Annotated in this window: 18 protein-coding genes; 6 read left to right on the top strand and 12 right to left on the bottom strand. The window is 45.1% G+C overall.

The genetic code is table 11. The features are described from left to right. Window positions 1-83: 83 nt before the first annotated feature. The 7 genes from yidC to guaA all read right to left on the bottom strand — a co-directional run bounded on the left by yidC (window position 84) and on the right by guaA (window position 8,684). On the bottom strand, window positions 84-1,976 hold the full coding sequence (gene yidC, locus ACT6R0_RS04170) for a membrane protein insertase YidC (protein WP_444651569.1): 1,893 nt from the start codon (window positions 1,974-1,976) through the stop codon (window positions 84-86). A 54-nt stretch (window positions 1,977-2,030) separates the two neighbouring features. After that, window positions 2,031-3,644, bottom strand: a complete 1,614-nt coding sequence (locus ACT6R0_RS04165) for a CTP synthase (protein ID WP_444651567.1) — start codon at window positions 3,642-3,644, stop codon at window positions 2,031-2,033. 235 nt (window positions 3,645-3,879) lie between these two features. Continuing rightward, window positions 3,880-4,119 (bottom strand): DUF3820 family protein, encoded by a 240-nt coding sequence (locus tag ACT6R0_RS04160; protein ID WP_444651565.1) that lies wholly within the window; start codon window positions 4,117-4,119, stop codon window positions 3,880-3,882. Next, the gene (locus ACT6R0_RS04155) at window positions 4,120-4,524 is read right to left on the bottom strand and encodes an OsmC family protein (protein WP_444651563.1); all 405 of its coding nucleotides are present in this window, start codon (window positions 4,522-4,524) and stop codon (window positions 4,120-4,122) included. It abuts the gene before it with no gap. A gap of 2 nt (window positions 4,525-4,526) precedes the next feature. After that, window positions 4,527-6,446, bottom strand: coding sequence for a PBP1 and LysM peptidoglycan-binding domain-containing protein (locus ACT6R0_RS04150; protein WP_444651561.1), 1,920 nt, complete (start codon window positions 6,444-6,446; stop codon window positions 4,527-4,529). An 85-nt stretch (window positions 6,447-6,531) separates the two neighbouring features. Beyond that, window positions 6,532-6,927 carry a LysM peptidoglycan-binding domain-containing protein gene (locus ACT6R0_RS04145; RefSeq protein ID WP_444651559.1) on the bottom strand — a complete coding sequence of 132 codons (396 nt, stop codon included), beginning with the start codon at window positions 6,925-6,927 and terminating at the stop codon, window positions 6,532-6,534. 227 nt (window positions 6,928-7,154) lie between these two features. Continuing rightward, entirely contained in the window at window positions 7,155-8,684 is a 1,530-nt protein-coding gene (gene guaA, locus ACT6R0_RS04140; protein WP_444651557.1) for a glutamine-hydrolyzing GMP synthase, read from the bottom strand. Between the two features lie 177 nt (window positions 8,685-8,861). Between guaA and ACT6R0_RS04135 the strand changes: the two genes are divergently transcribed. Further along, window positions 8,862-9,632, top strand: coding sequence for a glycine-rich domain-containing protein (locus ACT6R0_RS04135; protein ID WP_444651555.1), 771 nt, complete (start codon window positions 8,862-8,864; stop codon window positions 9,630-9,632). A gap of 451 nt (window positions 9,633-10,083) precedes the next feature. Here the strand turns inward: ACT6R0_RS04135 and ACT6R0_RS04130 are convergent, their stop codons facing one another. The 3 genes from ACT6R0_RS04130 to ACT6R0_RS04120 all read right to left on the bottom strand — a co-directional run bounded on the left by ACT6R0_RS04130 (window position 10,084) and on the right by ACT6R0_RS04120 (window position 12,974). Then, on the bottom strand, window positions 10,084-10,668 hold the full coding sequence (locus ACT6R0_RS04130) for a DUF6705 family protein (protein WP_444651553.1): 585 nt from the start codon (window positions 10,666-10,668) through the stop codon (window positions 10,084-10,086). A gap of 255 nt (window positions 10,669-10,923) precedes the next feature. Further along, complete coding sequence (locus ACT6R0_RS04125; protein WP_444651551.1) at window positions 10,924-11,550, bottom strand: DUF6705 family protein; 627 nt, start codon at window positions 11,548-11,550, stop codon at window positions 10,924-10,926. Window positions 11,551-11,558: 8 nt separating this feature from the next. Beyond that, complete coding sequence (locus ACT6R0_RS04120; RefSeq protein ID WP_444651549.1) at window positions 11,559-12,974, bottom strand: hypothetical protein; 1,416 nt, start codon at window positions 12,972-12,974, stop codon at window positions 11,559-11,561. A 289-nt stretch (window positions 12,975-13,263) separates the two neighbouring features. On the opposite strand from ACT6R0_RS04120, the gene ACT6R0_RS04115 reads away from it, so the two are divergent. From ACT6R0_RS04115 to ACT6R0_RS04105, 3 genes are read left to right on the top strand one after another with little or no spacing between them, the layout of a single operon-like run. Further along, on the top strand, window positions 13,264-14,277 hold the full coding sequence (locus tag ACT6R0_RS04115; RefSeq protein WP_444651547.1) for a DHH family phosphoesterase: 1,014 nt from the start codon (window positions 13,264-13,266) through the stop codon (window positions 14,275-14,277). Window positions 14,278-14,281: 4 nt separating this feature from the next. After that, window positions 14,282-14,836 (top strand): gliding motility-associated peptidyl-prolyl isomerase GldI, encoded by a 555-nt coding sequence (gene gldI, locus ACT6R0_RS04110; protein WP_444651545.1) that lies wholly within the window; start codon window positions 14,282-14,284, stop codon window positions 14,834-14,836. 15 nt (window positions 14,837-14,851) lie between these two features. Continuing rightward, a complete protein-coding gene (locus ACT6R0_RS04105; RefSeq protein ID WP_444651544.1) occupies window positions 14,852-15,940 on the top strand; it encodes a peptidylprolyl isomerase in 1,089 nt (362 codons plus the stop codon). 122 nt (window positions 15,941-16,062) lie between these two features. Here the strand turns inward: ACT6R0_RS04105 and ACT6R0_RS04100 are convergent, their stop codons facing one another. Then, the gene (locus tag ACT6R0_RS04100; protein ID WP_444651542.1) at window positions 16,063-16,494 is read right to left on the bottom strand and encodes a hypothetical protein; all 432 of its coding nucleotides are present in this window, start codon (window positions 16,492-16,494) and stop codon (window positions 16,063-16,065) included. 248 nt (window positions 16,495-16,742) lie between these two features. Here ACT6R0_RS04100 and ACT6R0_RS04095 point away from each other — a divergent pair, with 248 nt between their 5' ends. Continuing rightward, complete coding sequence (locus tag ACT6R0_RS04095) at window positions 16,743-19,841, top strand: choice-of-anchor Q domain-containing protein (protein ID WP_444651540.1); 3,099 nt, start codon at window positions 16,743-16,745, stop codon at window positions 19,839-19,841. Here ACT6R0_RS04095 and ACT6R0_RS04090 read toward each other — a convergent pair. Then, window positions 19,778-20,557, bottom strand: coding sequence for a zinc-dependent metalloprotease family protein (locus ACT6R0_RS04090; protein ID WP_444651538.1), 780 nt, complete (start codon window positions 20,555-20,557; stop codon window positions 19,778-19,780). The genes ACT6R0_RS04095 and ACT6R0_RS04090 overlap by 64 nt on opposite strands. Window positions 20,558-20,806: 249 nt before the next feature. On the opposite strand from ACT6R0_RS04090, the gene ACT6R0_RS04085 reads away from it, so the two are divergent. Then, a complete protein-coding gene (locus ACT6R0_RS04085) occupies window positions 20,807-21,811 on the top strand; it encodes an LLM class flavin-dependent oxidoreductase (RefSeq protein WP_444651537.1) in 1,005 nt (334 codons plus the stop codon). The last annotated feature ends 68 nt before the right edge of the window (window positions 21,812-21,879 follow it).

The raw sequence follows: 21,879 nt of genomic DNA, 5'->3' as shown, positions 1-21,879 counted from the left end.
TTGTTTTAGTATATCCAAAAGTAAGCCAAATGTGGTTTACCATTTAACTACAAAAAAACATCCGCCGAAGCGGATGTTTTATATTATTTTTTGCCTCTTGCTTTTTGCTGCTCCTGGGCCTGTTCCATCATATCCTGCATTTTCTTTTGGAATTTGCTTTGCGTTTTAGGCTTGGACTTGTTCTCCTGGATCAGCGCGTGCATCTTGTCCTCGGTTACAATGTACTTCTTGATCACGATCATGATACCGATGGTAATAAGGTTCGAAACGAAGTAGTACAAACTCAAACCTGATGCATAATTGTTGAAGAATATCAACATCATTATCGGTGAAATGTATATCATTACCTTCATGATCTTGCTCATGTCCGGCATGCCTTCCTGTGGCGGCGCTGACATGCTTTGGTCTCCTGTTGTCATCTTCATGTAGAAGAATATCGCTATCGATGCCAATATGGGGAATAAGCTCACGTGGTTGCCATAGAACGGAATATAGAACGGCAGGTGCAGTACAGAGTCATACGAAGAAAGGTCGGTGGCCCAAAGGAAGCTTTGCTGCCTAAGGTCGAAGAATGACGGGAAGAACTGGAACAGCGCGTAGAATACCGGTATCTGCATCAGTGCCGGAAGGCATCCCGCCATTGGGTTCACGCCCGCACTGTTGTACAGCTTCATGGTTTCCTGCTGCCTCTTCATCGGGTCTTTCTTGTACTTCTCGTTGATCTCCTGTATCTCCGGACGAAGCACTTTCATTTTGGCCTGCGATTTGTACGACTTATAGGTAACCGGCGACATAATAAGCCTTATCAGTATCGTAAAGATTATAATACCGATACCATACGGAAGGAAGGTGCTCAGGAATGTAAATACCGGGATGAAGATAAAGCGGTTGATCCACCCGAAGATACCCCAGCCCAGTGGCATTACCTCGTCAAGGTTTTTGTCGTAACCGTTCAATATTTTATAATCGGCCGGGCCATAGTACCAGTTCATATTATAGCTTACCTCGCCGCCTTTGAACTCCAATGGCATTTTTGCGGTAAACTTCTTGGTAAATATCGTGTCGGTCTTGTCGTCGTGCACAAGGTTTTCCGATGTAAGGTCAGCCGTTTTGAAAGGTGTGTCTGTTAATAGTATAGAAGTAAAGAAGTGTTGCTTGAAAGCCACATAGGTTACATTCTCAACCTTTTCTGATTCGTTCTTGCCCTGGCTAAGATAATTGTCCTTACCATCTTCATATTCATACACAAGTTCAGTGTACCTGTTCTCATACGATACGCTCTTCTCGTTCCTGAAAGCTTTCAACTGCCACTCAAGGTCGATCGGTTTTGACGTATCAAGCACCTGTGCCATGCCTTGCGTACGGATGGAGAAATCCATCATAAAATCGTTCGGCTTGAGCACATAGCGGTATTCAAGGAACTGGTTCACACCTGCCTTCAGCCTCATGGTCAGCACGGTGTTGGCACCTTCTTTGGTCACGGCCGGCTCAAAGTACAGATCTTTGGTATTCAGTATTCGGTTATCCTGTGTCCTGAACTGAAGGTTCAGGTTGGCATTGTTCTGCTTGATAAGCTCCACCCTCTTATTCGAACCTTTTTCAAACTGCTCGTAGTTAAGGTTAGCTTCTTTGATATAACCACCTTTGTTAGCGATGTGCAGCGTAAGCAGTTCATTCTTTATCTCGGTAGTATTTTCTTTAGCCGACGGCAAGGTAGCGCTGTAAGCGAATGCACCAAGCGAACTTCTTAACGCGGCAGATTTAATAGAATCATTCGCAATGGGATCCTGTGGCACGGCAGCAGTCTTTTGTTCAGGGATCTGTTTTTGTTTTGCCTTTTCGATCTGCTCTTTTTTAGCCTTTTCCTGCAGTTCATCCTGGCGGTTGGCCGACTGGTTGTAAATCATCCACAATAGCAGCAGGGCTATCAAACCGAAACCAAGAATCGTTTTTAAATCTAACCTTTTTTCTTCCATTTACTTATAATTAATTCACTTAAATATCCCATTAAAGGGTAATGCCATTGGCAATTATCGACTTTTTTTAGCTACAGCGGCCTTCACAAAATTCACGAACAGCGGGTGTGGGTTGGCTACCGTACTCTTATATTCAGGGTGGTACTGCACCCCTATGAAGAACGGGTGGCTGTCGATCTCGATCACCTCCACAAGCCCAGTGTCAGGGTTAATGCCCGATGCCTTCATCCCTGCCTTTTCAAGATTTGCAACATAAGCGCTGTTGAACTCGTAGCGGTGGCGGTGGCGCTCGCCTATCTGTAATCTGCCGTATATTTTGTGGGCCAGAGTACCCTCTTTAATATCACATTTCCATGAACCGAGGCGCATCGTGCCGCCTTTGTCCGTAATATTCTTCTGCTCCTCCATGATGTTGATAACAGGGTGCGGCGTGTGTTCGTTCATTTCGGTCGAGTTGGCATCGCTCCATCCCAGCACATTCCTCGAATACTCGATCACGGCCATCTGCATTCCAAGGCATATCCCAAAGAAAGGAATATTATTTTCCCTGGCATAGCGCACCGTTTCGATCTTTCCTTCAATACCCCTGCCGCCAAATCCGGGCGCAACAAGTATACCATCAAGTCCGGCCAGCTTTTCGGCTGCGTTTTCTTTGTCTATATATTCTGAGTGGATGCTTACCACATTCACCTTGGTCTCATTGGCTGATCCTGCATGGATGAATGCTTCAAGTATTGACTTATACGAATCCTGGAGCTCTACATACTTGCCCACAAGGCCAATGCTCACGGTATGCTTTGGGTTCTTCAGCCTGAACAGGAACTCGTTCCACTGCTGCAGGTCCGGTGTGTTCTTTTCCTCAAGGTCAAGTTTCTTCAGCGCTACCTTGTCAAGGCCTTCCTCAAGCATCAGGTTCGGCACATCATATATCGTAGAAGCATCGATCGACTGGATAACCGCCTCCCTTTTCACATTGCAGAACAAGGCCAGCTTTTGCTTAAGGTCAGATGACAGCTCATGTTCCGTACGGCATACGAGGATATCGGCTTTTATACCACTTTCCATCAGCGTTTTTACCGAGTGCTGTGTGGGCTTTGTTTTCAATTCGCCCGCAGCCGCAAGGTACGGCACAAGTGTAAGGTGTATTACTATGGCATTGCTTTCGCCAAGGTCCCATATCAATTGGCGTACAGATTCAATATAAGGCAGCGACTCAATATCACCCACAGTACCACCTATCTCGGTGATCACGATGTCATAATCGCCGGTATTGCCCAGCAACTGCATGCGCTCTTTTATTTCGTTGGTAATGTGTGGCACAACCTGTACCGTTTTGCCCAAAAACTCACCGCGACGCTCCTTCTCGATCACCGAAAGGTATACCCTTCCTGTGGTAACGTTATTCGCCTGCGATGTTGGAACGTTAAGGAACCGTTCGTAGTGGCCAAGGTCGAGGTCGGTCTCGGCGCCGTCATCGGTCACATAGCATTCGCCATGCTCATAAGGGTTCAGGGTCCCGGGGTCTACGTTAATGTAAGGGTCAAATTTCTGGATTGTTGCCCTGTAGCCCCTTGCCTGCAATAGTTTTGCCAGGGATGCGGCAATAATACCCTTCCCGAGGGAAGAGCTCACGCCCCCTGTAACAAAAATATACTTTGTCTGCTTCATTATTGAGTTGTTGTTGTGTTGTAGTTGCTGTTTCGTTAGTCCAAAAACGTGGCAAAAGTACGAAATTTAATTCATGAAAATTAATCAATATATCAATTGTTCAATGTAGCGATCATCTGCAAAGCGAAATAATTGATACATTAGAAAACAGATAGGTTTATAAACGCGATAATGCACCAATTATCAGACCACTCCAATAATTGGGTACATTGCCGCATTAAAAGAATCGACAGATCTATTTCGGGAATTGCGCCTTAATATTCCGTACGATATTCTCAAGGCCGTTTAGCTTCAACTCATATACCATGTGCAGCTGCTGGCCGAGAAGCCCTGACGGAAAGCCTTTATTGTGATACCACACCACATAATATTCGGGCAGTTCGATAAGGTACGAGCCTTTATATTTGCCGAATGGCATTTTGGCGTGGGCGAGCTTTATGAGGAATTCTTTTTGTTTGTCTTGATGCTGTTCCAATTATACCGGCCAATTAAAAACCACATTTTTCTCAATGTCCGGATGAAGGCTCAGATACACAGGACACGTCATGGCAACGCGCTCCATGATAGTACGGGTCTTCTCGTCCGCTTCAAGCGTCATGTTAATGATGATGCCTATCTTGGAGATCTTTCTGGGTTCGGCCTGCATTATTTTAGTCACTTCAACTGTTGAGCCAACCATATCCAATTCCATATCCATGGCCTTGATGCCCATAATGCTTATCATGCAGCTTCCTAATGCATTGGCTACGGTATCGGTTGGCGAAAAAGCCTCGCCTTTGCCCCTATTGTCTTTTGGCGCGTCAGATACGATTTCGGTACCCGACTGGATATGGATCGAGGATGTCCTTAGGTCTCCAAGATAAGTTACTTTAGATGTCATGGTTATTCTGCTTGTTTTATGGTAAAACCTCCATCGTACTGAAGGATATAAACGCCTGTATTGTAATTGCCGCCGTTATCTGAAGCATAGATGAATTTGTTCTCTACCTGTTCCGATGTCAGCGTGTCCGCACCTTGTGCGAAACCATCTTCCTGGAAGATCCTCAGTATGGTGTCAAATGTCACATCAAATCCACGGGTAGCAAAGGCATTAGGCATAACACCGTTCTTTTCCTTAAAATCCCTTGCAAATACTGAAGCTTCCGGACTATTATTTTCCCTTGTTACCGACGGATAGAGCATTTTCAGTTTGGCAAGCCTGTCCATTGGCATTTCGTCATTCTCCAGAGCATCTGTAATTTCAGGCACTGCTAATTGTATTTGGAAATCAGGAAGCAATGCCACGAGTAACTTAGTGGTCGTTAAGACCATACCGGTGTTTTCTGACTCAAGGACCACATAATTCATTTTTCCGGCAATGAGATGGCTGCGGAGTACAGCATCTGTAGGCGTACCTTCGACAAATCGTGCCGATGGATAATTGGCTTTAATAAACTCCCGTGCACTTGTTTTTTTAGGATCGATCACAACTACGACATTGCCATTTTTCGTCTTGAGGTATTCCATGAGTGCCATCTTCACTTCATCGCCCTGGGGAACAGAGTTGAAAAGGTTACTGTATGGCTTGCCGGAATCTTTGGACAATGGCGATATGACCGGTATTTTCTTTGAAGCTAAAAGTGCGGCCGCATTCTCGGCGTTCGACTGGAAAAATGGTCCAATGACCGCATCAGCAGAAGCAAGCGATGATGCCAGCCCGTTCACATCCGAGCCGTTCTTGCTTTCCTTTGAATCATATATCTTCACTTTCAGCGGAAGCCCCATTACCCTTGCCGAATCAATAGCCATCATGGCTCCGGCATAAAAGTCGAGCGTCATGTTAAGGAAACGGTCAGTGCGCAACAGCTGCTTGCGGACCGTATCGCTTTGGATCTTGGCCATATTGAATGGGAGCAATAACGCTATCTCTTTTTGCTCCGATCTTTTTATCGATTTAGAGAGGTCGGCAATACCGGTCGGAGCTGTTCGCACAGGTGCATTATTTAAAGCGGCAGCTTTGTCAGCCGGCAGCCTTAAGATCATACCATCTTTCAACCCGTCTTTCAATTCCGGATTTAGCTTTATCAATTCCTCTTCGGTCATTCCCGACCTTTTGATTATGCTGTACAGCGTTTCTTTAGGTTGCACTGTATATTCTACATAGCCTGGGCCAGTAACCACCGCAACCGGTTCAGCCTGCCCTTTCACAGCATTATTATCCACCAGTTTAAGGTTAAATCCTAATGGCAGCGTATCTTTTACGGCAGGATTTAGTTCCTCTATCAACTGAACGGTTATGCCATGTTTTTTGGCGATGGAGTATTTTGTTTCTCCTGCTTCAACAATATGGTAAATGTAGGCGTTGGTGCCCTTTTTGGCATCGGCCTTTTCAGCAGCCTTTACCTGTGCTGCTACGCCGCTGCCCTTTACAGGGATGATGAGCTGCTGTCCTACCTTTAACCCTTCTTTCAACGCTTCGGCATTTGCCTTTTCGATATCCGCTACTTCAACATTGTATTTTTTGGAAAGGCTGTAAAGGGTTTCTTTCGGTTCAACGGTATGAATGGTGTTAGCCACTTTTGTAGGCACTTCCTTAGGCTTGGCTACTTCTTTGTTGGCAATGGGGATCAATAATGTCGCACCCTCTTTAAGGCCGTTCTTCGCATCGGGGTTAAGCCTGTTGATGTCATAAGGCGTCACCTGGTATTGTTTCGCAACAGACGATATCGTCTCGCCTTTTTTTACCGTATGTTTTTTATAGTCCTGCGCATGGGCGCTGATGGATAAGGCAAGTAAAAATAACAGGGATGCGAGATATTTCATGTGTAGAGCGTTTATAAAAAATTAAGCCGTTACAAAGTTAAAATTTGTAACGGCTAATCATCTATAATTTTCAGTTAAAATGCACCTACATTACCCCCATCTTCATCTTTTTTTGGGGAGCCGCCACCTGTACCGATCCGCCATTGCTTTTCTCAAGCTCTTTTATAAAACCGTCAAGGTTCTTCTTTTTGGATTTATGGAGGGGTATTTTCAAAACCGTCCCGCTCTTTATCCCGTTTACGGCATCTGTATTGTATAGGTATATCTCCTTTGGCTCTATAAGGTACTGACGTGATATCATGGCCATCTGTTCTCCCTGGGTCACTTTGTGCTCTATGAAAAATGAACCCGATTCAGCCTCTTCCTCTACATAAAAATCCTCACTGCTCCTGTCTTTGGATGTATCGCTAACCCCTTCGGTCTCCTGTGCCATGGCTGCGCATCCCCAAATAATGAACCCAAGTAAAAATAGTTTCTTCATGGTGTAAATGTTTTATTTAATGATTTGCAACATTCCAAATTTAATTAAAATTTAACTAAAACAGATAACCCAAAAAACATTTAACACCCTGATATTGTGTTAAAATAAAAATCATAGAAACTTCCTACAAGTATGAAATGAATTTTCATCAATTACCATGGATATGTGATCGATACATTTCATGATCACAAATAAAAAGCCCCTGCGATCGCAGAGGCCTGTGAAAATTATTCCCACTCTATGGTGGCTGGCGGCTTGGAACTGATGTCATACACCACCCGGTTCACGCCTTTTACTTTATTGATTATCTCGTTAGATATTTTCATGAGGAAGTCATATGGCAGGTGTACCCAGTCGGCGGTCATGCCGTCAGTCGATTCCACTGCTCTCAGCGCTACAACTTTTTCGTAGGTACGCTCATCGCCCATTACGCCCACACTGTTTACCGGGAGCAGTATCGCACCGGCCTGCCAAACTTTGTCATACAGCCCATGGTCCCTTAGTCCCTGTATGAATATAGAGTCTACTTCCTGGAGTATGCGCACCTTCTCCGGTGTTATGTCGCCCAATATGCGTATGGATAGCCCCGGTCCCGGGAACGGGTGCCTGCCAAGCAATTCAGCATCGATGCCCAATGTAGCCCCCACCCTTCTTACCTCATCTTTGAACAGCATTCGCAATGGCTCTACCACCTGAAGCTTCATAAAGTCGGGAAGCCCGCCCACATTGTGGTGCGATTTGATGGTAGCGGATGGCCCTTTGACGGAAACCGACTCGATCACATCGGGATAGATCGTACCCTGTGCCAGCCATTTTACATCGGTCAATTGATTTGCTTCGTCATCGAAAACCTCAATGAACACACGACCAATGGTCTTACGCTTGGTCTCAGGATCGTCGATGCCTGCAAGTTGTGACAGGAACCTGTCCGAAGCATCTACGCCTTTTACGTTAAGCCCCATGTCCTTATACTGGTGCAGTACGCCTTCAAATTCATTCTTGCGCAGCAGCCCGTTGTTCACAAATATACAGTATAGGTTTTTGCCAATAGCCTTATTAAGCAGAACGGCCGCCACGGTAGAGTCTACCCCGCCCGAAAGTCCAAGCACTACCTTATCGTTGCCTATTTTTGCCTTAAGTTCTGTCACGATATCCTCAACAAAAGAGTTGGGTGTAAAGCTTTGGGGTACTTCAGCAATTTTTACGAGGAAGTTCTCCAGCATTTGTTTACCATCGGTAGAATGATACACCTCGGGGTGGAACTGTATCGCATAGGTGGTTTCACCCTCGATCTTATACGCTGCGTTCTCTACATCCTTAGTACTTGCAAGCCTTACAGCACCGGTCGGCAGCTTTTTTATGGTATCGCTGTGGCTCATCCATACCTGGCTGTTTTCTGATACGCCATCAAGGAACGGTTCGCCCTCCTTGATATAGGAGAGGTTAGCACGCCCATATTCACGGATGTTGCTCGGTGCCACTTCGCCACCATGAAAATGGGCGAGGTATTGCGCTCCGTAGCAAACCGCCAATAAAGGCAGCTTGCCGCGGATCTCGGAAAGGTCGGGATGCGGTGCATCTTCGGCCCTAACGGAGAACGGGCTTCCGGAAAGGATCACGGCTTTGTAGGTTGATAAATCTGTTGGCGGGTTATTATAGGGGAATATCTCGCAAAAAATATTCAGTTCCCTAACCCTTCGCGCAATAAGTTGTGTGTATTGCGACCCGAAGTCTAAAATAAGTACGTTGTGTTGCATGGGCAAAAATAAGACAATCTGCGGAAATGGGAAAATGGATTTTTAGATTTTTGGACACCGTATCTCAGACGGCTTGTAAAAAGCGCTAAAATATGTAACAACCCTACAGAAGAATGAAACGAAACGGCTTTGTAAAATGCACCGCCGTTCCCTGTTTTTAGTACCTTTAAAATAAAAATGACAACAGTTGAAAAACAACTTTGGGACAAGCTCGAGAGGTTCGGGTTTGACAGTAAAGGGACCCAATTGACATTCGCGAGAAGGCTCGCCCGCGAGAATGGCTGGAGCACAGGTTACACAGGGCGCGTGATCGAAGAGTACAAAAAATTCATATTCCTGTGCTGCGTATCGCCCACACAGGTCACGCCCTCCGACCCGGTAGACCAGGCCTGGCACCTGCACCTGACCTACACACGCTCCTACTGGGACGACCTTTGCGATAACACCCTCAGCAGGAAGCTCCACCACAATCCAACGAGAGGCGGGAACAGCGAGAGGGAAAAGTTCGTTGGCTACTATACCTCGTTAAAGGACATTTACCTCGAAAAGTTTGGCGCTACACCGCCCACCGACATTTGGCAGGGCAATAATGAGCGGTTCAGCGAGATCAGCTTCCGCAGGGTAAGCCTGGACCGGTACTGGCTGGTGCCGAAGCCGCGCAGGTCGTTGAGGCAGGGAGTGCTTCAAACACTGTTGATAGCCGGTGCTTTGGTATGCGTGCAGGCCGAGACAGGAGCCATCTTTTTCATCGTATTCCTGGTTGGCTTCATCATAGCTCTTGCCTTTCGCAACAATAATAAATGTAAAGGCGGGAAAAACAGCGCCGACGGTGGGTCGATAGACAGTTCAGGTGGGTTCTTCGGGCTGTTCTGCGACCCAGAGTGCAGCTCTGACAGTGGAGGGGACAGCGGATGCTCCGGGTGTGGCGGCGGATGTGGTGGTGACTAAACTTTTTAACCGCTCCCAACCTTTTTAGCAAAATGATGCTCCTGTTATTAAACAGGGCAATTTACCTGCCACGAGAGCAGGTTTTTATTTGCCTGAATATCCGTTAATTTATGAGACCAAAAACTATCTTCCTATTTTTTATGCTGGTGCCGTTATCAATGCTATCCCAAAACAGGATCAAGGATACGGTGTATGGGAATGTAAGATCGGTAAGGTAGCGGGACAGTGATCTATTGAACTTTCGTTAATGTATATTCTCCACAGGGAAGATTAAAACTGGTTAAGAGAAAAGTATCTTTATAATAAATGTCGACACCATCTTCATAATCTTCACTACTATACAATGGAAGGGTGGTTATTTGGGCTTTGCAACCCATGCCAAAAACCAAAACCGCCATGATAAATATCGTTTTCATAGTAAAAATTGCCCCGCCGTAGCGGGGCAGTTAGGTTATTGAATTTTCGTTAATGTATAGTTCTGCTCTGGAACTCTCAACTCTGTTGGAGAATTTTCATCTGGCACGATAGAAGTATCTCCCTTAAATTCAATTTCTATTTTTTCAGGTGTACTCCCTTGTGAAGGTATATACTTGACAATTATCTCACGATTTAAATAGCTTCTCTGAGGATCTTTGAAGTATAACTGAAAACGTCTTTCTACTACCGGTTTATTTTTATCCCTAATATATTTACCTGCAATATTATTTTTATAGGGGCCTAAATTTAATTGTAGATTAGAGTATGTATTCAAAACCTCAATACCATTATTATCAAGGTAGCGATATTCTCCTATCAGCATATCTGAATAGCTATTTGATTCAGTACTATGGAGCATAACTTTTTTCTGGAGCTTTATTTCGAAAATTATATTACCGGACTGGTATCTCCATGTACCCACAAACTTATCAAAGTCGTTATGTGTGTCTTTATAATATATCCCGGATTCATTTCCAATTACATCCAGTAAAGGCTGAGTCGTTTGGGCTTTGCAGACCACCCCAAAAACCAATACAACTATGATAAATATTATTTTCATAGGAAAATTGCCCCGCCGTAGCGGGGCAGTTAGGTTATTGAACTTTCGTTAATGTATATTCTCCCCAGGGAAGATTAAAACTGATTAAGAGAAAAGTATCTTTATAATAAATGTCGACACCATCTTGATAGTCATCACAACTATAAATCGGAAGCGTGGTTATCTGTGCTTTGCAGACCACCCCAAAAACCAAAACCGCTATGATAAATATCATTTTCATAGGAAAATTGCCCCGCCGTAGCGGGGCAGTTAAAGTTACTGAACTTTCGTTAATGTATATTCTCCCCATGGAACATTGAAGCTGCTGTAAAGTGGCGGAATATTATCTATGACCAGAATATTTCCCCTCTGCCTCAGTTCGATCTTTATTTGCTGAACTGACCCTGCGCCAACACGCCTTACAATGAGATTTCCAAATAGACCTTCAACATTATTTCGTAAAGGATCTTCAAAACTTAAAACTACTCTTTTTTGCCCGTTTGAACAATCGCTGCAAATTGGGAAGTTATCATTACCAATGATCGAACTTCCAACAATAGTATGCTCAATCAGATCCAAAGGAGGATTGGTTAGTAATGGCAAGGTATTTATTTTCTCAACCCCATTTTCAATGTAACGGTATTCACCGATTAGCAGGTCCCGATAATTATTATCAAATGCATCGTGGTATAAGAGCTTTTTTTCAAAAACAATGCGTAATGAGGTAGTACCATTCACATACTCCCAGGTTCCTGTATAATTATCAAAGTCATTAAAAGTGTCTTTATAATAAATGTCGACACCATCTTCATAATCTTCACTACTATACAATGGAAGGGTGGTTATTTGGGCTTTGCAACTTAAAAATATAAAAAGAAAATATGCTAAATATCGATTTTTCATAATTAGAATTAATTACAGTTAGTTGTTTTTATAAGATTTGTGTCATGGGGATCAATTGTAAGTTCATCCCATCCAGTAAAATCTTCATTTGCTTTATATAAAGAAATTGACAAATTATATTTTTTCACATAATTTAAAAAATCTTTTTGAAATAATGAAGATGAATCGGTAGTTTTTCTCCGGTTTTGAATACGTGTTAATCCTTCAAAAAAATCTTCTAACTTCTTTTTATCCTCTTCAAGTGCACGCATCTCACCATAGAATTGCATTGTATCAATTTTGATCGCATAAGTACCTTGTGCAGTCGTAACAGTATACACAAATGCATTCATTTTGGACAATGGTACAACAACATTATAGTTATAATGTCTTTGTAACTTATATAAAACATATATATCTTCGGCAGAAAACATTGGATATCCCTTTCCATCATCTGGATGAGTGTGAGACGCACCAAATATGTTGCCTCCTACTGGTATCGAGATACTATTAAAATTACTATTTGGATTTGTTGGAATAGCAGTACATGTCATTATATTATTCGTATTAGAAGTAAAACTATAGCCATTTTCTTTATTATCTGACAGTTTGTTATTTTTCAAATCATTAAATGAATTTTTCAAAGTTGAATTTTGAAATAGTTTCTTCAACTCCTCACAATTCTTTTCATGCGGATCAGGCACCGGCTCAATGATCCCTATCTCCTCCTGCCCCGCACAAGGGTTGGCAGGGTCAACAAGTAGTGGGTCTGTACCACCTGTCCTAAAGTAACGCGGGCTTTTATGTACCTTAGTCCAAAAGATGCCGCCTAAAAATCCTGTATTCTCTTCCTCTTCACCATTGTCGCTGTCATCGCCATTAGGGTCTTCTGCCACCACGGGTGCACCCATGGTAAGCTGCAGGTATTTGGCATCTACAACGCTTTGGTTATAAGGGTTGCCCCCCGAACCGCCGCCGCCGCCTGGACCGCTTCCTCCTGAGCCACCGCTGCTGCCGGGGCCATTTCCGCCTGTCACAGGAATACTTATGGCTCGTTCTTCTTCGCAATCAATTCCTGCATCTGTATCCAGGGGCTCAATGGTGATACTACCGGTAAAGGTGTCAAAGTCCGCCTTGCCTCCAAGATAATTAGCCGCGAATACGGCATTCATCTCATATTTTATAAGTACGGACTTTGAATACGCGCCACGTTTTTTTAACACGATATTAAAAAATTCCATCTTCGTACTCCTGGGGTCGTTAAAACCAAAAGTATAGTTTGCATCGCCATTTTTGTATTTAACCTCATATACATACGTGTAATCAATAAGGCTTTCAACATCGGCAAGGGTACGGAAATTACTCCCGCCGGTAACATTCTTTGTAAGTCGGGCAATACCCGCGCCTTCCTGTTTTTTAAGGTGGCCCAGCAGCTCGGTCCGCAATTTTACGGCATCACTAATATTGGTTTATATAATAGAGCAGTATTTAACTGTAAAGGTTGGGAACTATTAATAAAATTATTTGTTCATTGCAATGGTAGCAAATATTCAGGTTATGGCACAGGTAGAAATTACCTGTTTTTATGAAGCAGGTAATTTCCGCGATCCGTAACTTTACCATATGAAATTTGTTATTTGGGATTTGTCATTTAAGATTTGGAATTTGTTATTTGGAATTTTCACCTTTGGTATAGTTCTTGGTCTTCCCCATAAAAAAATGTAACTTCGCAGCATGATGACATCCGAAGATATAGCACAGGTAAAGCAATTGCTCGCTTCGCCAAAAAAAATCGCCATACTCCCCCACCGCAACCCCGATGGCGATGCCATGGGTTCCAACCTGGGGCTGTACCATTTCCTGAAACAAAAAGGCCATGAGGTTACTGTGATAGCGCCTAACGAATTTCCCGACTTCCTGTCGTGGCTGCCCGCTGCCGATACCGTAAAGGTATTTGAACGCGAAAATGATACGGCTACACGAATACTGAAGGAAGCCGAGCTCGTCTTCACCCTTGACTTCAATACTCTGAGCCGCCTTGGCGACCAAATGGAGGCCGTGCTGAAAAGCCTTACCGTGCCATTCATCATGATCGACCACCACCAGCAGCCTGCCGATTATGCCAAATTCATGTTTTCGGACACCAATTATGGTTCTACCTGCGAAATGGTGTACCACTTCGTCAGCGCGCTGGGAGAAAAGGAATACCTCGATAAAACCGTGGCTACCTGCCTGTATACCGGCATCGTGACCGATTCCGGTTCCTTCCGCTACCCGCTTACCACCGGCACAACGCACCGTGTTGTTGCCGACTTCATCGACCTTGGCATAGACAACAGCGCCATACACAGCCTGCTGTTCGACAACCACTCGCACAACCGCATACAAATATTAGCCAAAGCCTTACAGAACATGCAGGTGCTCCCGGCATACAAGGCTTCCTATACTTTCCTTTCCCAGGAAGAGCTTAACAGCTTTAACCACAGCAAGGGCGATACGGAGGGCATTGTGAATTACGGCCTTAGCATGAAGGACATTGTGTTCACGGCATTTTTCAGCGAGAACAAGGACGAGGGCATTATAAAAATATCCTTCCGTTCCAAAGGCAGTTTTGATGTGAACAAATACGCTCGTGAGCATTTTAGCGGGGGTGGGCACATAAACGCCGCCGGTGGAAAAAGTACTGAGTCGCTGGAAGCCACGATAAAGAAATTTATTGCTACTTTAGCAACCACGAAAATTGACTGATACCATGAAAAAGATAGCAGCCTCACTCCTTTTGGGCATCCTGATCGCGGCATGTTCCAACCAGCAGGCCCGGGAACCGATAAATCGCAGCTCGGGCACGTTCATGAAGGAGTCTATTGAGCGCAACAAAAAACTGGTCGCCAGCGAAGAATCGCAGATCGACTCGATCATAAAAAGTAACCCGTCTGTAAAGTACCTTACGTCCGATAAGGGTTTCTGGTACCATTATGAGACAGAGGTCACTGCCGATACCATTACGCCAAAGCGCGGCGACATTGCCTATTTTGACTATGATGTTAAGGATATAGGCGGCAACCTGATCTACAGTGAGACCGAAATGCGCCCGCAGGAATATTATGTAGACAAAGAGAACATTATGATGGGGCTTCGCTATGGCATCAAGCTGATGAACAAAGGCGAAAAGGTAACGTTCCTGTTCCCTTCTCATGTTGCCTACGGCTATCATGGCGACAATAAAAAGATCGGTACCAACGAGCCTCTCGTATGTACCGTAACACTTAATGACATTAAACCAGATCCACAAGCAAAGCAGAATTAATTAATAATGAAACCAATGACAAGTCTTTTTTTAAGCTTAGTTGCAATCTTCTTTTCGTGCAACAACACCGGTAAGGCACCTGCCGAACCACTGGGTGACGGGCTTTATGCTGAAATAACAACGAATAAAGGTGTTATCGTAGTACAGCTTGAATACCAGAAAACGCCGCTTACCGTGGCCAACTTTGTAAGCCTTGCGGAAGGAAAGAACGACATGGTATCTGCCGAACTGAAAGGCAAGCCTTTTTACAACGGCCTGAAATGGCACCGCGTTATCAATCCGTTCATGATCCAGGGCGGCGACCCTAAAGGTGATGGCTCAGGCGGTCCGGGCTATAAATTCGCCGACGAGATCGTACCCGAGCTTAAGCATGACAAGGGCGGTATCCTGTCTATGGCCAACGCAGGAAAAGGTACTAACGGAAGCCAGTTCTTCATAACCCATAATGCTACACCGCACCTTGATGGCCTTCATACGGTTTTTGGGCACGTTGTACAGGGTATGGACGTGGTTAACGCCATCGTACAGGGCGATGCAATGCAAACAGTGAAAATACTTCGCATAGGCGCTGCGGCAAAGAAATTCGACGCTCCAAAAGTATTCAAGGAATACTACGAGAAGGCAGCCAGCGACATAAAGAAAAAAGCCGAAGCGCTTAATAAAGTAAAAGCTGACCAGGCCGCATTATTGGCCAAAGAGAAAGCAACAGGCACAAAAACAGCTTCGGGGCTTGTTTACAAGATCATCAAAAAAAGCGGCAACGCTAAACCTGCAGAAGGTACACAGGTACTCATCGCTTATTCAGGATACCTTGAAGATGGTGGGCTGTTCGATTCGAGCGATCCGGTGATCGCTAAAAAATTCGATAAGTACATCCCGCAGAAAGACGCAGCCGGCGCTTACGTTCCGTTCCCTTTTAGCACGGGTGCGAAAAGCGGCATGATACCGGGCTTCCTTGAAGGACTTGACCTTATGGTTCCCGGCGACAAAATGCTTCTGTTTATCCCAGGCCACCTTGGCTACGGCGAAATGGGCGCACCACGTGCGGGCATCGGGCCAAATGCCAACCTTATCTTTGAGGTAGAGATGCTTCCGGCGCAGTAATTAAATTCATCAAAAACATAAAAAAGGACATCCTGAATTTACGGGATGTCCTTTTTTTATTTGGGTCAGGCACATATCAAAAAAGATGGTGTATACCTGTCAAATCAGTGTTTTGGGTTATATCAAAATTTCCAGTCAAATTCATCCCTGGCATTGATCGTCGCACCCAATTCAATACGTATCACCTCACCAAATTCTACCTGGAAGATCACCCAGTTAGCTTCGTTGAAGTAATTATCTACCGAATCGAAATTTTCCTTTTCAAATGCCCTAATACCTTTCGCCTCCAGCTTCGGCATAATTGCGGACCATTCCTCCCCTATCACTTTTTCATCAAACACTTTACAGGCATTATTTGCGGTAATTATATATCCGAGCCTGAATTCCTCATCCTGATAAAAAGTCAATCGCACCTTTTTATCGTTATACAGGTAAATGACATTTTTATCCTCGTCCTTGTATTTCCTGTCAGGTTCGCCATAAAGTGCTTTCACGTCACTTTCCTTCATTCCGAAAAGCAATCTATCTGCTCCGTGCTTCAACTGTATATTCATTGTTCTCTGTTTGTTATGCACAAAAATAACCTGTCTAAAATTAGAAAAGCATTAAAATACCGTTTAACCAATTGATAATTATTTGTTAAGTAAAATTAGTTGTTTTATCTGATTATCGCAATAATAGCAAAGCTTAGAGAAGGATTGGAAGATTTCATTATATTTTAATTAACGCTTTGTATTTAGATCTATTATATTATCTACCTCGTAACTTCGGTAATAAGTATAACAAACTAATTATCAATTTTATGAAAAAAACTACTTTTCTACAAAAAATGGTTGCGGTCGTTTTTCTGCTCACGGGTATCAGCTCGTTTTCGCAGACCATTACTGTTACCAATGGCGCCGACACCGGTGCGGGAACCCTAAGGCAGGCAGTGGCTGACATTGATGCTGGCGGAACGATCCTCTTTGATGCATCACTTGATGGCAGCAACATTACGCTAACGGGCGCAATTACGATCAATAAGAACATTACCATCAATGGTAATGGTAATGATGACACCATGCTTAGTGGTGGAAGTAATAGCCGCATCTTTACCATTACATCGGGCAATGTCACACTTAACAACATTAAGCTATCTAATGGATACCATGCAGACAACGGCGGCGCTATGCACATCTCGGGAGGCACAGTACTGGTAAACAATGCTGCTTTTTCAGGCAATGAGGCGGCCGGCAGTACAGCAGCACAGGGAGGTGGAGCGATTTTTGTCGAAAATGCGCAGCTTTCTATAAATGCCTCGGTTTTTTCGGATAATGAAGCTACGGGGACTTCGGGTAGCGGTGGAGCTATCCATGCGGCAACCGGGGCAACACTTACAGTTAATGGCTCTGGATTTTCTGAAAACATGGCAAACCGTGCTGGTGGCGGCATTGAAGGCAGTGGCGGCAGTACTATAGCGCTCAATGGTGTAACTCTTGAAGATAATACTACAGGCAGCAATCCCGGCAATGGCGGAGGCTTGCACATTACGGGCAACGGAAATACTACGATAACCGACTGTAGCGTGATGAACAATACAGCGGCGGCTGAAGGAGGCGGGTTATGGAACGGTAGCGGTTCTATGACGATCCAGGACACCGGGATCTCGGGCAATACCGCAAGCGGTGCATTAGCAGATAATGGTGGTGGCGGTATTTACAATCTTAGCGGCACACTCACAATTAATGCCGGTACTCAAATTAACAGTAATACTGCAAATGGTACTGCAGGAAGCGGCGGCGGCATCCTCAATGATGTAGGGGGTACACTTATAATTAACGGTGCTCAAATAACAGGAAATACCTCTAACCGTGCAGGTGGAGGTATTGAAGATAATTCGGGTGCGACCGGATCGGTGACGCTGTCCGATGTGACCATTAACAACAATACTACGAACACTTCTCCCGGCAATGGCGGCGGGCTTCACGTGACGGGCGCCGGTACAGTTTCAATAACCGGAGGTATCGTAACTAACAATGATGCGGGAGCAGAAGGCGGTGGACTGTGGAATGGTACAGGAACAATGACCATAGATGGTGCTGTAATAAGCAACAATACGGCAAGTGGTGATGGCAGCGACCAGGGCGGTGGCGGAATTTACAACCTTAATGGAGGTACACTTAACATAGCGAATGCACAGATAACCGGCAATACTGCCAATGGAACTGCCGGAAGCGGCGGCGGGATACTGAACGATGTAGGCTCAATGCTAACCGTGATCGATACCCAGATCACAGCCAATACAGCAGTACGTGCGGGTGGAGGTATAGAAGACAATTCGGGCACGAGCACGATCATCCTGACCAATGTGGACCTTATTGGCAATGGGGTGACCGGACCTCCGGGCAACGGTGGCGGACTACATATTACTGGTGCGGGAAGCGCAACGATCACAGGTGGTACAGTAAGCGACAATACCGCATCGTTACAGGGTGGCGGGCTTTGGAATGGAAGCGGCACAATGATGCTTAATGATGTCGACATTGAAGGCAATACAGCTCTTGGAAACGCAGCCACGGATGGCGGCGGCGGGATCTTTAATATTAGCGGTACTATCGTGATCACCGATTGTGAAATTATAGAAAATACAGCGACCGGTACCAGCGGAAGCGGCGGGGGTATCTTTAGCGCGGATGGGAATATAACTATAGTAAATTCTGAAGTGAACGAGAATAATGCCAACCGTGCGGGTGGCGGTATCGAGATCATAGCTGGTGTGCTTACGGTAAACGACTCCGAGCTGAATTTTAATGAGACAAGCGGCACCAACGCAAATCCCGGCAATGGCGGCGGATTGCACATTAGCGGTGTAGCTACTGTTGTATTTAATGGCGGTGAAATTAGCGAAAACTTAGCCGCACGCGAAGGCGGCGGACTTTGGAACCAGACCGGCAGTACCATGACACTTAACAGGGTTACCGTAGATGGAAATATCGCACAGGGAGCAGCTACCGACGATGGCGGCGGTGGGATCTTTAATAATGGGGGAACGTTGAATGTAAATTCCTCAACCCTCTCAGGTAATTCTTCCACGGGGCTGTTTGGCCGTGGAGGGGGTATCCACATTAATGCCGGTACAGCCAATATAATGCTTTCAACCATCTCAGGCAATACATCTGTAGGCAGCGGTGGCGGAATTTACAACAATGCCGGGCTTATGATCAATGCCAATACGATCACGCTAAACGCTGCAACCATTAGCGGAGGCGGGATCTATAATAATTCGGAAACAGGAGCGTCCCTTCAAAATACCATTGCCGCAGGAAACCTTGCGCTACTTTCAGGACGTGACCTTTTCAGCGATAACGGACTTATCAGTTCTGAAGGGTACAACCTTATAGGAATGGATGATGCCGGTGATTTTGACAATACGGAAAATGACTGGGTAGGGACGTTTGCCAACCCGATTGATGCCGGACTGCTGGAACTTGCCGATAATGGCGGTGATACACAAACCCATAGGCTTAGCTGCCCAAGCGCGGCTGCCGACATGGGTAACCCTGATGATGACTTTAACGACCAGAATGATATGGCCGTATTTAATGGAAGACGTGACATAGGTGCATATGAAGCACAGGAAGCCTGCTCGTTGAGCAATGAGGAGTTTGCTTCGGCTTCTAACAGCCTTGTATATCCAAATCCTTCAGTGAACGGAAACTTCAGCCTCCTGCTTGCCGAAAAGCATGGTGTTGGTGCAAGTATCTCAATCTATGAAATTGCGACCGGAAAAAGGGTTAAAGAAATAAAAGCCGATAGCCTGAACCTTGAAATAGGCATTACAGATCTTGCCACAGGAGCCTATGTAATGCGCATCGTTTCTGATAAAGCAACCGAAACACATAAGCTGGTTGTAGGAAAATAACATTGGTTTTGTTGATTGGATGCCCCTGCGATCGCGGGGGCATTTTTTTTATTTGATTTTTCAGTATCTGCAATTGTGACATTTATTCCCAAAACTATACCTATTTTGCTTTTACATTTATTGCAAAGTTCAGGACGCGCATCGTCAATCGTTTTTATCTTTTCAACCGCATCTGTCATCACGCATTTCTTATCTGGGCAGTGCGGTAGCCCAAAGTTATGCCCCAGCTCATGGATCACCACTTTTTTGAAACGACCGAAATGCACTTCCTTATCTTTATGCTTGAGGCGAAAGCCTGATACGACACAGCTTTTCCCCGGACAGTAAGCCAGCCCCATGATACCGAAGTCATTATACTTCCACTCCGGTTCTTTAACCTTGCCATCGTCATCCTTTTTAGTTACCGAAATATCAATTTCTGTCAGCCCCAAAATATAGTCCACACCTTCAGGCATATTGCTTTGCTGTATGGCGATAAGGCTGTCGGCACGGTAGCGCGGCGATTTGATATTAATGAAGGCCTGCCTTGGCAAAGCCATTTCAGGGAGCAGCTTTGTACTTATGCCATAATATTCCTGTATTGAGTTTCGCAGCATGGCCACTTTCTCACTGCTGATCCCTTTGTAGGGAATAATGCCCACCACCGTTTTTTTGGCTATAGGCTTTTCGCTGCAGGAAAGCAGCAGGAATGCAAATAGTACAATAAATATTCTCATACCCAAATGTATGAAATTACATCAAACTGTAATTATTTTGTTTGGGCGTGCCGGCTCCGGTCCTACGACGTCGTGCTGTGCGCTATATCCCTCCGCAGGCTACGGGGATGCCGCTTCCATCACTCACGCGTACGTTTAATTTTATATTCCTGTTTTAAAATAATATTGAAGTCCTTCCGGTTACCAAAAGTATAGCGGTAAAATCGAAAACATATCTGTAACTTTGTAAAATACAGTTTTGCATCCAACATGAAAAATATAAAAATAAGCGTGCTCGACCAGTCACAGGTAAGCCGCAACAGTACTCCCGCTCAGGCATTACAGGATTCGGGAAAATTAGTGCAACTGGCCGATAAACTGGGCTTTGAGCGCTATTGGGTAAGCGAGCACCACAACTTTAAGCTGGTCGCGGGCACTGCACCGGAGGTACTCATCCCCTACCTCGCATCAAGGTCCGAACGTATCCGTGTGGGATCCGGCGGCATAATGCTCCCCAACCACAGCGCACTGAAAATGAGCGAGAACTTCGGGCTGCTCTCCACACTTTTCCCCGGGCGCATCGACTTCGGCATTGGGCGTGCGCCGGGCGGGGACAGGCTTTCGGCACACCTCCTCAACCCGTCAAACACGTTTAGCGAAAAGGAATTTTTCCAACAGCTGAAGGACGTTCGCACCTACCTTAGTGGCGAAGGCACCGAAGCATCGGAAGGCAGGGTAAAAGCTTATCCTGTTCCCGAAGTATTACCCGAATATTGGATACTTACCTCCAGCGGCGGAAGCGCGCAGTTCGCGGCACACTTTGGCATGGCGCTGTCATTTGCCCACTTCATCAACCCTTTCGGCGGGCCTGAAGTTGCCGCCATTTACCGCGACAGCTTTAAGCCATCGGCTGAATTGGCCGAACCAAAAGTTAATGTAGGCATCTTTGCCTTTTGCAGTGAGGACGAACAAAAGATAGAGGACTGGATAACGGAATTCGACTACCGAATGCTGCATATTGAGATGGGCGCAACAGGCGACTTACCTTCTTTGGAAGAGATCAAAGCCATTGAGTACAATATGCAACAGCGTTCGCGCATTGCCTATAACCGTAACCGCTTTATTGCAGGCACGCCGGATCTTGTACATAAAAAACTCAGCAAACTTGCCGACGACTACAATGTAGATGAGATAATGATCGCGACCTGGGCCGATGACTATGAAGACAGGGAACGCTCCTATGAGCTGATCGCAGAGATGTTCAGGTCCAGGTAAACAAATTTCCTTCAAGGGATAAGGCATGCTATGGCTTGTGAAGTAAAAAATCCTATTTTTACTCCACG

The organism is Flavobacterium sp. (genome assembly GCF_052437795.1).
Classification (GTDB): Bacteria; Bacteroidota; Bacteroidia; order Flavobacteriales; family Flavobacteriaceae; genus Flavobacterium.
Note: the sequence above shows the minus strand (reverse complement) of the source record. Positions and strands in the feature narration are given on the sequence as shown.